This is a genomic window from Klebsiella planticola (assembly GCF_000783935.2).
GTDB classification, from domain to species: Bacteria; Pseudomonadota; Gammaproteobacteria; order Enterobacterales; family Enterobacteriaceae; genus Klebsiella; species Klebsiella planticola.
This window is the reverse complement of sequence record NZ_CP026047.1, coordinates 2,813,555-2,828,889: the sequence shown is the minus strand read 5'-3', so window position 1 is coordinate 2,828,889 and position 15,335 is coordinate 2,813,555. Positions and strand designations below refer to the sequence as shown.

General features: G+C 60.4%; 14 protein-coding genes. 8 read left to right on the top strand and 6 right to left on the bottom strand.

What is annotated here, in order from left to right; all coding sequences use genetic code 11:
- The first annotated feature begins 43 nt into the window (after window positions 1-43).
- The 6 genes from MC50_RS13715 to phnE (MC50_RS13690) all read left to right on the top strand — a co-directional run bounded on the left by MC50_RS13715 (window position 44) and on the right by phnE (MC50_RS13690) (window position 6,231).
- The gene (locus MC50_RS13715) at window positions 44-1,237 is read left to right on the top strand and encodes an MFS transporter (protein ID WP_032700716.1); all 1,194 of its coding nucleotides are present in this window, start codon (window positions 44-46) and stop codon (window positions 1,235-1,237) included.
- An 11-nt stretch (window positions 1,238-1,248) separates the two neighbouring features.
- Window positions 1,249-2,430 (top strand): amidohydrolase, encoded by a 1,182-nt coding sequence (locus MC50_RS13710; protein ID WP_046853049.1) that lies wholly within the window; start codon window positions 1,249-1,251, stop codon window positions 2,428-2,430.
- Window positions 2,431-2,605: 175 nt separating this feature from the next.
- Window positions 2,606-3,448, top strand: a complete 843-nt coding sequence (gene phnC, locus MC50_RS13705) for a phosphonate ABC transporter ATP-binding protein (protein WP_032689391.1) — start codon at window positions 2,606-2,608, stop codon at window positions 3,446-3,448.
- A gap of 23 nt (window positions 3,449-3,471) precedes the next feature.
- Complete coding sequence (phnD, locus tag MC50_RS13700; RefSeq protein ID WP_046853050.1) at window positions 3,472-4,413, top strand: phosphonate ABC transporter substrate-binding protein; 942 nt, start codon at window positions 3,472-3,474, stop codon at window positions 4,411-4,413.
- Between the two features lie 67 nt (window positions 4,414-4,480).
- On the top strand, window positions 4,481-5,353 hold the full coding sequence (phnE, locus tag MC50_RS13695) for a phosphonate ABC transporter, permease protein PhnE (protein ID WP_046853051.1): 873 nt from the start codon (window positions 4,481-4,483) through the stop codon (window positions 5,351-5,353).
- Window positions 5,350-6,231: a phosphonate ABC transporter, permease protein PhnE gene (gene phnE / locus MC50_RS13690; RefSeq protein ID WP_032696587.1), complete on the top strand. Its 882-nt coding sequence runs from the start codon at window positions 5,350-5,352 to the stop codon at window positions 6,229-6,231. Before phnE (MC50_RS13695) ends, phnE (MC50_RS13690) begins: the two co-directional genes overlap by 4 nt.
- A gap of 61 nt (window positions 6,232-6,292) precedes the next feature.
- Here the strand turns inward: phnE (MC50_RS13690) and MC50_RS13685 are convergent, their stop codons facing one another.
- Window positions 6,293-6,955, bottom strand: coding sequence for an HAD family hydrolase (locus MC50_RS13685; protein WP_032696588.1), 663 nt, complete (start codon window positions 6,953-6,955; stop codon window positions 6,293-6,295).
- 178 nt (window positions 6,956-7,133) lie between these two features.
- The gene (locus MC50_RS13680; RefSeq protein WP_032689332.1) at window positions 7,134-7,943 is read right to left on the bottom strand and encodes a sulfite exporter TauE/SafE family protein; all 810 of its coding nucleotides are present in this window, start codon (window positions 7,941-7,943) and stop codon (window positions 7,134-7,136) included.
- 102 nt (window positions 7,944-8,045) lie between these two features.
- Between MC50_RS13680 and MC50_RS13675 the strand changes: the two genes are divergently transcribed.
- The gene (locus tag MC50_RS13675) at window positions 8,046-8,828 is read left to right on the top strand and encodes an AraC family transcriptional regulator (RefSeq protein WP_047664156.1); all 783 of its coding nucleotides are present in this window, start codon (window positions 8,046-8,048) and stop codon (window positions 8,826-8,828) included.
- A gap of 29 nt (window positions 8,829-8,857) precedes the next feature.
- On the opposite strand, the gene MC50_RS13670 is transcribed toward MC50_RS13675, so the two are convergent.
- From MC50_RS13670 to MC50_RS13660, 3 genes are read right to left on the bottom strand one after another with little or no spacing between them, the layout of a single operon-like run.
- A complete protein-coding gene (locus MC50_RS13670; RefSeq protein WP_047664153.1) occupies window positions 8,858-10,651 on the bottom strand; it encodes an aryl-sulfate sulfotransferase in 1,794 nt (597 codons plus the stop codon).
- Between the two features lie 24 nt (window positions 10,652-10,675).
- Window positions 10,676-11,419 (bottom strand): ABC transporter ATP-binding protein, encoded by a 744-nt coding sequence (locus MC50_RS13665; RefSeq protein WP_032689335.1) that lies wholly within the window; start codon window positions 11,417-11,419, stop codon window positions 10,676-10,678.
- Window positions 11,416-12,984: an ABC transporter permease gene (locus tag MC50_RS13660; protein ID WP_047664150.1), complete on the bottom strand. Its 1,569-nt coding sequence runs from the start codon at window positions 12,982-12,984 to the stop codon at window positions 11,416-11,418. The genes MC50_RS13665 and MC50_RS13660 overlap by 4 nt, the downstream gene beginning before the upstream one ends.
- A 220-nt stretch (window positions 12,985-13,204) precedes the next feature.
- Here MC50_RS13660 and MC50_RS13655 point away from each other — a divergent pair, with 220 nt between their 5' ends.
- Window positions 13,205-14,272, top strand: coding sequence for an ABC transporter substrate-binding protein (locus tag MC50_RS13655; protein ID WP_047664147.1), 1,068 nt, complete (start codon window positions 13,205-13,207; stop codon window positions 14,270-14,272).
- Here the strand turns inward: MC50_RS13655 and MC50_RS13650 are convergent.
- A complete protein-coding gene (locus MC50_RS13650) occupies window positions 14,269-15,213 on the bottom strand; it encodes a LysR family transcriptional regulator (protein ID WP_047664145.1) in 945 nt (314 codons plus the stop codon). The two genes, MC50_RS13655 and MC50_RS13650, sit on opposite strands and share 4 nt — an antisense overlap.
- Window positions 15,214-15,335 lie beyond the last annotated feature (122 nt).

The following is a 15,335-nucleotide window of genomic DNA, read 5'->3' as shown; positions in this document are numbered from 1 at the left end:
CCGCACACACAACACACTCATGAGACAAAAGGCGGAAACAAAAATGAAAAGTCAGTCTCAAATGATCTTCTTGCTGTTTATTGGCTACGTCTTCGTTTATATCGATAAAACCGTCACCGGCTTCGCGCTGCTGCCGATCGAAAAAGAATTTGGCCTTAACGCCGAACAGCTGGGCTACATCACCGGTATCTTTTTCCTCGCCTACTCCCTGTTCCAGGTCCCGGCGGGCTGGTTGAACGACCGGATTGGCTATAAAACGATGCTGGTACTGTCGCTGTCGGCGCTGGGGATTTTCGCCCTCTGCTTCGGCGCGCTGGGCCTCAGCTTCGGTCTGCTGCTGCTGTTTCGCTTTCTCTCAGGGGTGGGCCATTCCGGCTACCCCTGCTCATGCGCAAAAGCGGTCGTCAGTAATTTCAGCGTCGAAAACCGCACCTTCGCCCAGTCAGTTCTCCTCTCCTCGGCCGGGCTGGCGATGACTATCGGGCCGATTATCGCGGTGAACGCCCTGTCGCTGCTGGGCTGGCACCGCTCCTTTGCCGCCCTCGGAGCGCTGGTTTGCGTCACTGCCGCCCTCATTGCCTGGCGGGTACCGCGCCGCCCGCCGGCTCCCGCTGCGGCGAAGAAGGCAGCCGCCGGCGGCGCGCTGTGGCGTAACCCGACGGTTATCCTGCTGTTTATCTCTATATTCTGCGTCAACATTCCCAGCTACGGCCTGATGGCGTGGCTGCCGAAATTCTTCGTCCAAAGTATGGGGATGTCGCTATCAGCTTCAGGCTATGTGGTGGCCGCCGGCGGCCTCGGGATCTGGGTTTCATCGCTGGGAACCGGCTGGCTGGTGGGGAAATATTTTCTTCATCGTGAACCGCTGGTGATCGCCGTCAGTGCCCTGCTTAGCGCCGCCGCCATTTTCGCGATTTTTCATGCCGGGACGGCGCTGACCGCCAGCCTGCTGCTGTTCGTCGGCGAGATATTTTTAATGGCCACGTTCGTTACCGCTTTTACCCTGCCGATGAAGCGGCTGCCGGAGAACATCATGGGCTCGGCTATCGGCCTGATTAATACCGGCGGCACCCTTGGCGGCTTTGTTTCGCCGATCGTGATTGGCTATCTGGTGGCGAAAACCCACAGCTATGCCAGCGCGTTCCTGTTTCTGTCACTGGCGATGGTCTGCTCGGCGCTAGCGGTGCTGCCGCTGATGAAACGCAAAACCGTCGCCGGCCTGCCCGTTGCTGATTGAAGGAGAATCTGATGAATCACGCCACCGAACTGCTGATTTCCGCCGCCGCCGAAGAGGCGCTGCGCTGGCGTCGCCACATCCACGCCCACCCGGACCTCTCTTTCCAGGAGAAGCCGACCGCCGATTACATCGCCCGCGAGCTGGCGTCATTTGCCGGGCTGGAGATTAGCCGCCCGCTGGATAATAGCGTGATTGCCGTGCTACGCGGCCCGCATCCGGGGCCGACGTGGGCGCTGCGCGCCGACATTGATGCCCTGCCGCTGCAGGAGGAGAGCGGCGAGAGTTTCTGCTCCACCGTGCCTGGCGTGATGCACGCCTGCGGCCACGACGCCCATACGGCGATGCTGATGGGGGCGGCAAAAGTGCTGTGCCAGCGGCGCGATAACCTGCACGGCAGCATTAAATTTATTTTCCAGCCGGCGGAAGAAGTACCGCCGGGCGGCGCGCGGGAGCTGGTGGAGCTGGGGGTGGTCGACGACGTGGAGCATATTTTCGGTCTGCACGTCTTCCCCACCAGCCCGGTCGGCACCCTGACGCTGAAAGAAGGCGTCTACGTCGCCTCCAGCGACAACTTCGATATCACCATTCGTGGCAAAGGCGGTCATGGCTCAATGCCGCAGCACTGTATCGACCCGGTTACCATCGGTGCGGAAATGGTCGGGGCATTGCAGCAGATCGTAGCGCGCAATATCGACCCGGGTACGGCGCCGGTATTAACCATCGCCACCTTCCAGGCCGGTGACAGCTACAACGTCATCCCTGACAGCGCCCGCCTGGCCGGCACGCTGCGTACCCATAACCAACAGGTCCGCGAAGCGGTGCCGCAGCTGATGTCGCGCATCATTGACGGGATTGCCGCCGCCCACGGCGCGAGCTGCGACATTCGCTGGCAGCAGGGTTACGCCGTCGGTCACAACCACGACAGCACCAACGCCATCGCCCGCGCCGCCATCGAACGCCACTTCCCGGCGGGGACCCTGAAGCTGGAGGATCGAGCGCTGTTTGGCAGCGAAGACTTCTCCTCCTATCAGGAAAAGGTTCCCGGTACCTTCCTGTTTATCGGCTGCGGTAACAAGGAAAAAGGGGCCATCTGGAACGTGCATAATCCGCATTTCCGCATCGACGAAGATGCCCTGGCCATCGGTATCAAAACCCACATAGCGCTGGTCAGCCCGTTGCTGAATGACGAATAAAGGGCTTTTTGCGCATCTGGCGCGCTGCGCCAGATGCGGCTTCCATCGCTTTTCCCCCGCGCTATCGCCGGCGCAATAATCTCGCCATTCACCGTTTTTTCGTCTTACCGTCATCTAACGATCACATAAAACGCCATTAATAGTGCCCAGTTTAATGATGAATCTGGACGCTCTTATGAATAGTTCTCTTGCCGCGGTAACCGACACCGATTATCCGCATTTTGGTCAGCCGAATACCGCCCGGCAGCGGAAAGTCTTAAGCGTGCGCAACCTGAATAAGTCTTACAGTGCGCAGCAAACCGTACTCGATAACATCAGTTTTGATCTCCATGCCGGCGAACTGGTGGGGGTGATCGGCCGTTCTGGTGCCGGTAAGTCGACCCTGCTGCATGTGCTGAACGGCACCCACAGCGCCACCGGTGGTGAGATCCTCAGTTACCCGGAAGTGGGCATGCCGCACGATGTGGCGAAGCTAAAAGGCCGCGCGCTGAACGCCTGGCGCAGCAAGTGCGGCATGATTTTCCAGGACTTCTGCCTGGTGCCGCGTCTTGACGTGTTAACCAACGTGCTGCTGGGCCGACTGAGCCAGACTTCAACGCTGAAATCCCTGTTTAAGATCTTCCCTGACGCCGACCGGGCGCGCGCCATCTCGCTGCTGGAGTGGATGAATATGCTGCCGCATGCCCTGCAGCGGGCCGAAAATCTCTCCGGCGGGCAGATGCAGCGCGTGGCGATTTGTCGCGCGCTAATGCAGAACCCCGGTATTTTGCTGGCCGATGAGCCGGTCGCCTCTCTCGATCCGAAAAACACACAGCGCATCATGAACGTACTGCGCGAAATCAGCGAACAGGGCATTAGCGTGATGGTGAACCTGCACTCGGTGGAACTGGTGAAAGAGTATTGCACGCGGGTTATTGGCGTAGCGAAGGGCAACATTATTTTTGACGACCATCCCTTACAGCTGACTCAGGATATTCTGCATCAGCTGTACGGGGATGAAATTAGCCAATTGCATTAATTTCCACTCACACGGACAAGATAATGAAACAATACATCACTGGTGCAGTTCGTATATCCGCCGCGGTCGCGGGAATGATGATGGCATGGCAGGCAGGCGCTGCAGAGCAGCCAAAAGAATTAAACCTGGGGATCCTGGGGGGCCAGAACGCCACTCAGCAAATTGGTGATAACCAGTGTGTAAAACAGTTTCTCGACAAAGAGCTGAACGTCGATACCAAATTACGCAACTCCTCTGACTATTCCGGCGTTATTCAGGGTCTGCTGGGCGGTAAAGTCGACGTCGTGCTGAGTATGTCGCCTTCGTCTTACGCTTCGGTTTATATCAATAACCCGAAAGCGGTGGATATTGTCGGTATCGCCGTGGATGATAAAGATCAGTCCCGCGGCTACCACTCGGTGGTGATTGTCAAAGCCGACAGCCCGTATAAATCGTTAGACGATCTGAAAGGCAAAGCCTTCGGCTTCGCCGATCCGGACTCCACTTCCGGCTATCTGATCCCGAACCACGCCTTCAAACAGAAATTCGGCGGCACTTCAGATAACAAATACAACAACTTCTTCTCCAGCGTGACCTTCTCTGGCGGTCACGAGCAGGACATCCTGGGCGTGCTGAACGGCCAGTTCGCGGGGGCGGTCACCTGGACTTCGATGGTCGGCGACTACAACAGCGGCTATAGCGTCGGTGCCTTCAACCGCCTGATTCGTATGGATCACCCGGATCTGATGAAGCAGATCCGCATCATCTGGCAATCGCCGCTGATCCCCAACGGGCCAATCCTGGTCAGCAACACGCTGCCGGCTGACTTTAAAGCCAAAGTCATCAGCGCTATCAAAAAGCTGGATACCGACGACCATGCCTGCTTTGTGAAAGCCATGGGCGGTACTCAGCATATCGGCCCGGGCAGCGTGGCTGACTTCCAGCAGATTATCGATATGAAACGCGAGCTGGTCAGCGCCCGTTAATCCCGCCCCAACGCCGCCTCCGCGTAGGCCCGCGTGAGGCGGCGGCATACTGAAGACCCATCGACGTATGAATATACCGAATACCGAATTTGAACGTTATTACCAGCAGGTACGAGCGCGACAAAAGCGCGATACCTTTAGCTGGTCTGTGCTTCTGCTGGTGCTTTATTTCGCCGCCGGCAGCGCCGCGGAATTTAATCTCTTCACTATCTGGCGCTCTCTGCCGAATTTTCTCGATTACATGTTTGAGACGCTGCCGACGCTCCACGTCAGCGCTCTGTTCGCCGATGTCCACACCAAAGGCTCGCTGGCCTACTGGGGCTATCGTCTGCCGATTCAACTGCCGCTGATCTGGGAAACATTACAGCTGGCGCTGGCTTCCACGCTGATTGCGGTGGTCATTGCGACGCTGCTGGCGTTCCTCGCCGCTAATAACGCCTGGTCACCGCCGCCGCTGCGTTTCGCCATCCGCGTGGTGGTGGCATTTTTACGCACCATGCCGGAGCTGGCGTGGGCGGTGATTTTCGTGATGGCCTTCGGCATCGGCGCCATTCCCGGATTTCTGGCCCTGATGCTGCATACCATCGGCAGCCTGACCAAGCTGTTTTACGAAGCGGTGGAAAGCGCGCAGGACAAACCGGTACGCGGCCTGATGGCCTGCGGGGCTTCACCGATCCAGCGCATTCGCTTCGCGCTGTGGCCGCAGGTCAAACCGATTTTTCTCTCCTACGGCTTTATGCGTCTGGAGATTAACTTTCGCTCGTCAACCATTCTTGGGCTGGTGGGCGCCGGCGGGATCGGTCAGGAACTGATGACCAACATCAAGCTGGATCGTTACGATCAGGTCAGCATCACGCTGCTGCTGATCATCATCGTGGTGTCGCTGCTGGATATGCTGTCCGGCCGCCTGCGACAGTGGGTTCTTGAGGGCAAAAAATGAATCTATGGCAAAGCCAACCGGATGTCGCCGCCAGCCGCCGCCAGCATCGACAACTGTATCAAGCCCAGGGGCGCTATTTGCGCTTCGTCGGTCTGCTGACGCTGGCGGGCTTACTTTACTACGTCTGGTTTTTTAGCCAGTTTGGCATCAGCGGCGAACAGCTCACCAGCGGCCTGCAGCAAATTAGCCGCTATCTGCTGCGGATGTTCGTCTGGCACGACTTTTTCAACTGGCCGTTTGCCTACTACTTCACGCAAATCGGCATCACTCTGGCGATTGTCTTCGTCGGGACTCTGACCGCCACGGTGATTGCGCTGCTGCTCTCTTTCCTCGCGGCACGTAACATTATGCGCGGGTTGATTCCCGGATTTATCGCTCTGTTGATGCGCCGTCTGTTTGACGTGCTGCGCGGCATTGATATGGCCATCTGGGGGCTGATTTTTGTCCGCGCCGTGGGCCTCGGGCCGCTGGCCGGGGTGCTGGCGATTATTATGCAGGATACCGGACTGCTTGGGCGGCTGTATGCCGAAGGACATGAAGCGGTTGACCGCTCACCGGGGCGCGGGCTGACCGCCGTGGGCGCCAACGGCTTGCAGAAGCACCGCTTCGGCATTTTTACCCAGTCTTTCCCGACGTTTCTGGCGCTGAGCCTGTATCAGATTGAGTCGAATACCCGCTCCGCCGCAGTGTTAGGCTTCGTCGGCGCCGGCGGTATCGGCCTGATTTATGCGGAAAACATGCGCCTGTGGAACTGGGACGTGGTGATGTTTATCACCCTGCTGCTGGTGATCGTGGTCATGGCGATGGATACGCTCTCGGCGTGGTTACGCCGCCGCTATATTGGCGGCAACGTGGTGCCCTTGTTCAAAGCGGAGTAACCCGTTCCCCGGTCGCGCTGCGTTTACCGGGGCTACGGCTTCTGCGGTCGCGGGGACCTGCTCAGAGCCGCCATTCCAGCACCGGCCAGTTGTGGCTGGCATTCACCGCCGCCAGCTGCGGACACGGGTTAACCAGCCGGACATGGTCAGCATGCAGACACAGCGGCAGATCATTTATCGAATCGGTATAGAAGGTCACCTCGCCGCTCTCGTGCGGCCAGGCTTTCTGCCACGCCGCCAGCCGCACGACCTTTCCCTGCTGGTAGCTTGGCGTACCGGCAATCACTCCGCTATAGCCGCCGTCGGCCATCTCCACGTCGATACCTAACGCCTGCTCAATCCCCAACGCCGAGGCCACCGCCTGCACCAGCAGGCTAACCGAGGCCGAAATCACCAGCATCTGTTCGCCTTGCGCCCGCAGGGTTTGCAGCAGATCCCACGCCTGCGGATAGACGCGCGGCATAATATCCTGCTGCACGCAGCGCGCCACCAGCGCATCGACCTCCGCCTTCGGCACGCCGATGAGCGGCGCCTGGATTAAGGCAACGTAGTCGGCGATATTCATTTCGCCGCGATCGTAATCGTCCATCAGCATCGCCTCCCGCGCCAGATACGCCGGATCGCTCACCCACCCTTCCCGCACCAGGAACCGGCTCCATACCGTGCTGCTGTCGCCCTTAATCAAGGTATTATCCAGATCGAAAATCGTCAGATTTTTGGACATTGTTCATTTTCCCTAATCAGCAAAATTGGCTCGCCAGAGCATGCTTAACCAAGATGACAGGAGAATGACTCGCCTGCGCACCGGACAAAGGGTAGCAAAAAGAGAGGAAAAACGGGTCAGATTAGCGGATCGGCGGCGATATGCCGCGCACCGTGGCGGCATAAATGTCGCCCTTCGGCTATCCCTGCAAGATCATCACCAGCAGTACCGCTATCAGCAACAGCGGGTAAATCCGCGCGTGCCAGCGATCCGGCAGACGTGTCAGCCAACGGGCAGCTAACCGCAGCCCCAGCCAGCTCCCGGCGACCAGCAACGCCGCGGCCGACAGCCAGATATGGCCCAAAAATCCTGCCGGCAGCCCTGCGGGCGACACGCCGCTCATCGCCACCCACGTGGCGGTAGCGCTCGCCGACAGCGGCAGCGTCAGCAAATTGGCCGTGGCCGCCGCTTCCGGCATCGTCGCGCCACGACGACGCATTAACGGAACGGTCATGACGCTTCCGCCGACGCCAAGAAACGACGCAATCAGGCCAATCACACCGCCCGTCGTCAGCTCGCGCGCGGCAACCGGCGCAGAACGCCGGACGCCAGGGGCCATAAAACCCGGACGAAAATAGCAGTCGAGAATGGTCACCAGCAGATAGCCGACGAACAGCCAGCGAAGCCACCGCCCGTTCGCCGAGAGCGCCAGCAACGCCCCGGCGATCCCGCCGAGGGCAATGCCCACGAACATCATCCGCAGAGGACGCCAGCGCAGCGTTCCACCGCGAAGATGGCGCCAGGTTGCCAGCAGCGCTGCACAAAGCATCACCAGCGCAGAGGTGGCTACCGCAATGTGCATCGCCTGCCCGCCGACATCGCTCTGCGCGCCCCACACTGCGGTCACCAGAAACGAGATCAGCGGTACGGTGACAAAACCGCCGCCAAAACCAAACAGCCAGGTCGTGACGCCACACGCTACACCGCAGATAAAAAGCCAGCCTATCATTCGATTCTCCTCCGTTCAGAGTCATCACGATATAGAATAGCGACATGGCTGACTTACGATTAAAAGCCATCATCTTACGATTTTCAGCCAGAAGGATGTGTCATGCGCAATATTGCGGTGAACGATGTCGATGACCTCCCGCGCCGGGTGCTGGCGCTGGGCAGCGATTACCCGGCGAATACGCAGCTGGAGCGCCACAGCCATCGCCGGGCGCAGTTTCTCTATGCCATGAACGGACTGATGAAGGTGGAGACGGATGACGGGCAGTGGCTGGTTCCCCCCTACAGCGGCGTGTGGATCCCGGCCACCCGCCCACACCGGGTGCTGATGCCGGGGGTCAGCACCCACAGCCTGTACATCGAACCGGATGCGGCGCCGCGTGCCGGAGAACGCTGCGAGGTGTTGCAGGTCTCTCCCCTGTTACATCAGCTGCTGCTGAGCGCCTGCCAGCTACCGCTGCTTTACTACGAAGACGGACATGATGGCGCATTAATCGAACTGGTTTTGCATGAGCTGAAAGCCGCCTCTCCGCTGCCGATGTTTACCCCACTTCCGCAAAGTGCGCCGCTGGTTGCGCTATGCAGCGACTTTCTGCGCCAGCCGGATATTCACAGTACGCCGGAACAGTGGGCCGCCAGGCTGAATAAAAGCGCCCGGACTTTTCATCGCCTGTTTCGCCAGCAGACCGGCATGGCATTTCGCGACTGGCGCCAGCAGGCCTGCGTGATGTACGCCCTGACGGCGCTGCGGGAAGGCAGAACCATTACCGACGTGGCGCTCAGCCTGGGATATGAACATCCGGCGGCCTTTACCAGCATGTTTCGTAAAACGATCGGCCAGGCGCCCACCGCGTTTGCCCGCCAGATGAACGGCGGCCCGGTCTGACGCCGCAGCCGCGCCCTATCCAGACGGGGTCACAGAGCCGCGCTCTGCAGCCAGTCCAGCAGGCTTTCCACGGAAAGGTCCGCCGGGGCCCGCGCCGTCGGCTGACCCGATTTCACCATCAGCAGCGCAGGTAAACCACGGACCCCCAGCGCTGTCGCCAGTTGCTGATGGCGATCGGCATCGAGATAGCGTGTCTCCAGCGCCGCCAGGTGGTTCGCGAGACTCGCATGACCCAACAGCTGCCACAGCTTACGGCAGTGGACGCAGCGTTCAGCGCCGACGAACAACAGCAGCGGAGATTCAGACTCGCCGGAGAGCTCGCTTTCCGCGTTTAGCGGCGTGAAGCGGCTCTCCGCCACCCGGAACAGTTTCGGACTGCGGCGTAGGGTATCGTTATCGGTCGCCACGCACAGCGCATCGGCGCTCTTACTGTAGGGCTGCACGCCGGCGACGCGCACCACGCTCTGCGCCGGACCTGCCGCTGCGGCGCCGGGCTGGCGTAAAGTCCGCACGTCAACCGCCGCAATCGGCACTTCGGACGGCCGCGCCAGCTGCGGGATCCAGGCATACGGAATACGATAGGCGCGGTAAACCATGTTGTTATTCAAGGTCTTGCCCCAGAATGGCGAAATATACTCCCAGACGATTTCATGATCGCGGGTCACTTCAAAAATGCGGCCGTTGGAGCCTTCGTTGATGAGGGTATTGCCGTTTTCCAGGCGCTGCATATTGCTGATATACGGGCTATAGAACCGATACGAGTCGGTTGGCTGCGGGAGATCCGCCTCATACGGCGAGTAGCGCCATTCGATATCGAGCGTCACCGGGTTGATCTCGAGGATCCGCGAATAGTCGCGCCAGGCGTTTTTCACCCCGTCCGCCGACGCCGGATTGGGGGCGCCGTACCCGGCCCAGCCGCCGTTATCAAAGATCAGAATATTGCCAGCCCCGGGTAATCCCTGGGGGATCATATGCGCGTGGTGCTGGCCGATAATCCACCCCAGATGCTTCAACCGCGGCGTGCTGTAGTCCGGGCCAAGCTGCCAGACAATCTTACCGCTCTGTTTATCAATGATGGCGATGATATTGGACTCGCGGGCATCCCAGATGATGTTGTCAGGATGGAAGCGCGCATCGCCGGCGTCATACCATTTGTTTGGTCCCAGCGCCGACATGGAGTTGATGTGCATCCAGTCGCCCATCCCGCCGCCGCTGGCGCGCATATTGGGGTTATTGCGCAGCGCCGCGCGCGCCGCCTCGTCAAAGCCCAGCTCGTGGAAATGATCGCTGCAGCGCCATTCCCACACCACATTGCCCTGCCAGTCGACCTCAATGATGGTGTCATCAAGCAGCAGCTTATCGGAAATCTCTTCATTCACCAGGTTGGTGTGGGCCAGAATTAAGGTATTGCCGCCGTCAACCTGCGGCTCAAGCCCCGGGGCGTAATAGCCCACCGGATTCCCGGCACGCTGATAATCATGGTGCGCGCGCGCCATCCAGCGCGGCGCGTGACCCGGGTCGCTCACCTGTTCATAGCGGTCAAATTTCCAGGTGATATTGCCTTCCCAGTCCACCTGAATCAGGTCGAGCATATCCTGCATCCCGTAGCGGGGATCGCGTTCGCCGCTGTGGCCCAGGATCGCCCCCCCGGGCAGGATCTTATTCGGAAAGCCGTGCAGTTCGGGCCATTCGCGGACCACGTTGCCATTCATATCGACCAGAATCGCCCCGCGTTCGGTGGCCTGAAAAACGGTATAGCCGCTCCACGCGCGCTGCGGATCGTAGAGCGTGGCGCCGGTCGGGTAGACGGAAGGATGTCCCATGTTGTCACTCCTTAAATAGTCAAATCAGGCACAAGTAATCAAGGTACGAATCTGCCGGCAGGCGGCGGAGAACGACTCATCATCGCGCTGTCGCGGATGGGGCAACGCCAGCGTCACCACCTCACGAATCCGTCCCGGACGGGGAGAGAGCACCACCACCCGGTCGGCCAGCGCCACCGCCTCTTCCACATCGTGAGTCACCAGCAGCGTGGTGGTCCCCGTGCGGCGATGAATATGCAGCAGCTCCTGCTGCAGGGTATGGCGCGTCAGGGCATCCAGCGCGCCGAAAGGCTCATCGAGCATCAGAATTTGCGGCCGGGCGATCAGCCCGCGGGCAATCGCTACCCGCTGGGCCATCCCGCCGGAAAGCCGGGATGGCAGCGCATGGGCGAACTCCTGTAGCTGCACGCGCTCCAGCATCGCCAGCGCGCGCTGGCGCTTCACCCCACGACTCAGCTTTTCATCCGCGAGGCCCAGCATCACGTTGTCGATCACCGTCAGCCACGGAAACAGCCGCGGCTCCTGAAAGACAATGCCGCGCTCTTTGCCCACGCCGCGTACCGGCTCGCCGTTAACGCGGATTTCCCCCTGCGTCACCGGCTCCAGGCCAATCAACATCCGCAGCAGCGTGGACTTGCCGCAGCCGCTGCTACCCACCAGCACCACCAGCTCGCCGGCGGCGATATCGAGGCTGAAGTTTTGCAGTGCCGTCACCTGTTGCCAGGATTTATGCACATGGCGAAAAGAAACCAGGGTCGAGTCGGTCATCGTTGCTCCCGTTGGCGCCAGCGGGTGGCGCGAGATTCCAGTAAACGTCCGGCTTTATCCAGCGCGGCGCCGGTGATACCAATCAGCACCATGCCGCAGAGAATGGTCGGCATATCCAGCAGCTGCTGGGCGTTGATCATCAGGCTGCCGATACCGGTCCCGGAGGACATGAAATATTCCGCGCCGATGTTGCCCAGCCACGCATAAATCAACGCCAGGCGCAGACCGGCAAATATACCCGGCGCCGCCCCCGGTAAAATCAGCGTCCGCAGGCGGGTCAACGGGCCAAAGCGCAGCACCTTCGCCACTTCATCAAGCTGCGGATCGCGCTGGCTGACGGCCTGCAAGGTGCTAAAAAACATCGGGAAGAAAGAAGCCAGGGCGATAAATACGATTTTGCCGCCGTTATCGTTGCCCACCCACGCGGTCAGCAGCGGCAGCCAGGCAAAGAGCGCGATATGGCGCAGGACGTTCAGCGTCGGGGTCAATATCTGCCCGGCTCGCGGGCGCAGGGCCAGCAGCAACCCGCATAGCAGCCCGATAGCGATCCCCAGCGCGCCGCCGGCAAAGGCCCGTCCGAGACTGGCCAGCATCGCGGCGGGCAGCTCGCCGCTGGCCGCTCCGGCCATAAAGCGCTGCGCCACCGCCAGCGGCGAGGAGAATAACGTGCTGTCGATCCAGCCCCAGCCGCTGGCCAGTTGCCACAGCGCCAGCAGGATCAGCGGCAGCTGGAATGCATGCCAGCTGGCCTGCGGCTTCCAGGCCAACCGCCCGGTAGCGGGCTGCGGCCAGAAGACCAGACGGGCATAGACCCGGTTGGTCGCCCACTCCATCAACAGCCCGCTCAGCCCGACCACCGCGATGGTGACGAAGACAATATCCAGCTGAAACAGCTGGCGGCCCCAGACCATCAGGTAGCCGATTCCTTCAGACGAGGCCAGCAGCTCGACAACAATCAGCGACACCCAGGCCTGAGATAACGCCAGCCGCAGGCCGGTAAACCAGCCCGGCAGGCTCGCGGGAATCACCAGCCAGCGCAGCCGCTGCCAGCGGGAAAAATTCATCACCTGCGCCGCTTCCCCCAGCGCTGGCGAGACGCTGGTGACCGCCAGTTGCGTATGGATGGTCATCGGGACAAGGGTGGTTTTGACGATAACCGCCAGCTTCAGGCCGTTATCGATGCCAAACAGCACCATAAACAGCGGGATCCAGCCCAGGGTGGGGATCTGCGCGAAGGCATAAAATAGCGGTTCTATCCGCTGAGCCGCGGCCGGTACGAGACCAAACAACGCCCCCAGCAGGGTACCCGCCGCCACGCCCAGCAGCAGCCCGACGGCCAGGTGCTGAAGGCTAAACCCCCATTGCGCCAGCAGATCGCCGCTGAGAAGCGACAGCGCGGTATCGGCGACGACCGCCGGGGCGGGCAGGATCTGCTCCGGCATCCAGCGCTTTACGGCGGCGATGTGCCACAGCAGCGCGATCAGCGCCGGCAGCAGCAGGGGCCAGCCGTTTAGCCTGATAGCAGGCCAAGAGTACCTGCGTCTTTTCAAGATCATCTGCGACATAGCGGTCCGTTTTGAGTGAAATCATCACCCTATAAAACCGTCCTCACCGTCTGTTTTCATTGCGTTTGCTGAATAATCCCGATGCAACAAATGCATCTCAGCCTGGCGGACAGGCGGGCTCTGATTTAGCTTATTTTTGCCTTTGCTCTGCGAATAAAAGCATTTAACAGTACGCGGTGAGCCTCTTTAGGGTGAGAAAAAACTCAGGGAGTCACCACCAATGATGAAAGCTATTTTTACCCGTACGGCGCTGGCGCTGGTCGCCGTGGTCACGCTGATGGCCAGCGCGCAGGCCGAGAGTCTGCGAACCATTCGCATTGGCGTGCCGGATCAAAGTGCCGGCAGCAAACCGTTTATTGAAGGGCCGGTCGGGATGGCGTTTATCCGTCATCAGCTGGAGGCGGTGTTTAAACCACAGGGCGTGGAGGTGCAGTGGCAGTTCTTTAAGGGCGCCGGCCCGGCGGTGAATGAAGCGCTGGCCAACCAGCAGCTCGATTTTGTCTATCTCGGCGATCTGGCGGCGATTATCGGCAAAGCCAACGGCCTGCCAACCCGTCTGCTGCTGGGCAGCCGCGGGTCGGAATCCTACCTCGCGGTCACCAGAGCATCGGCGATTAAACAGTTGGCGGACCTGAAAGGGAAACGCGTGGCAGTGTATCGCGGTACCGCAGACCAGCTGGCCTTCGATCGCGCTTTGCAGACCGTCGGACTTAGCGAACGCAATATGCAGGTCATTAATCTGGACTGGAGCGCCGGGAAAGCCGCGTTGGCCGCCGGTCGCGTGGATGCGGTGTGGGGCGGCGTCTCGCTGCTGGCGCTGCGCGGCGATAAGATTGACGTGGTGGTGAAAAGCGGTGATTCCGGTCGCCAGAATACCACCCAGGCGGCTTTTCTCGGAACTCAGGACTTTATTCAGGCCTGGCCGCAGGCTACCCAGCAAGTTATTGACGTGCTGGTGAAAAACGCGGCGGAAATCAGCAACCCGGCGAATCGCGAGGCCTGGTCGGCGGAGATGGCGCAGCAGAGCCAAATTCCGCAGGCGCTGTTCCTTGAGGATCTGCAGCCGCAGGATCTCAACTTCAGCACTTCGCCGCGCATCGACCCCTTCCTGGCCGACAGCTTCAGCAGCAGCGTCGAGCAGGCCAAAACAGGTCGCCTCATTCGCAACGCCTTTGCGGTGACGCAGTGGGCAGACGGGCAGTTTGTCGAACGGGCGCTGAAGACTCTGCAGCTGGAAAACCACTGGCCGCAGTATGATAGCCAGGGCCAGGCGGCGGACGCCGGCTAAGCCCCCTCCTCCTGCGCCAGCAGCGGGATCTGATGCTGGCGGTCGGTATGCAGGATAATATCGATAAACCTGGCGACCAGCGGCGAAAGCGCGGCATGAACCGGGGAGATCACCGCAAAGCGGGTCTGCATCAGCCGCCACTCTTCCGGGAGGTTGCTGAGCTCCAGCTTCACCAGGCGATGGCTGTGCTGGCACAGGGCGAAGCCGTCTTCGCTGGCAAAGCTTATCGCCTGAGTGTGCGCCAGCGTCGACAGCAAGGCGTAGACGTGATCGCATTGAATCGCCGGGGTGAAATCCTGCTGCTGGCTGAGCGTTGCCAGCACTTTTCGCACCCCCGGAGGCAGATAGGGCGCGGCAAAGGGGTAGCGCAGCATCTCCTCAATAGCCACCGGCCCGCTCTGCGCCAGGGGATGGTCGGCATGACAGATGAAGAAACAGCGCTGCGGGCTGAGCGGCTGGACCCGCAGCTGCGGATCCAGCTCCGCATGCCAGCTGTCGGCCACCACGAAGGGAAACTGCTGGGTCGTCAGCGCGTGATGCAGGGCAAACCAGTTATCGACCTGAAAACGCACCCTCGCCTGCGGTAGACGGCGATGAAACTCACCGATGGCCGCCGGGATCAGGCGCGCCGCTGGCGCCGGGCCGCAACCGAACGCCACTTCGCCATTTTCGCTATCGTCCGTTTCTCCCAGCAGGCTGCTCAGCTCAATGTTTAGCTCCTGGAAACGGCGGGCGTAAGGCAGCAGCGTTTGCCCGTGTCGCGTCAGCGTCGGCAGCTTATTCTGCCGGTCGAATAAGGGATGGCCGACGCTCAGCTCCAGCGACTGAATACTGCGGCTGAAGGCCGATTGCGACAGGCATACCGACTCGGCGGCGCGGTGAAAACTACCGTATTCAACCAACGCGACAAAGTTGCGCAGCTGGCGAAAATCGAGATGCATAAGCTTGCCTCACAGGGACCTGGAGCGGACAAAGTACTGGACGCCGCCCCCGGCGCGCAATGGCCGGATGATGAGGATCTTTCACCTTCCGCGAAGAGAAGAGAGTCATTAACATCAGATGC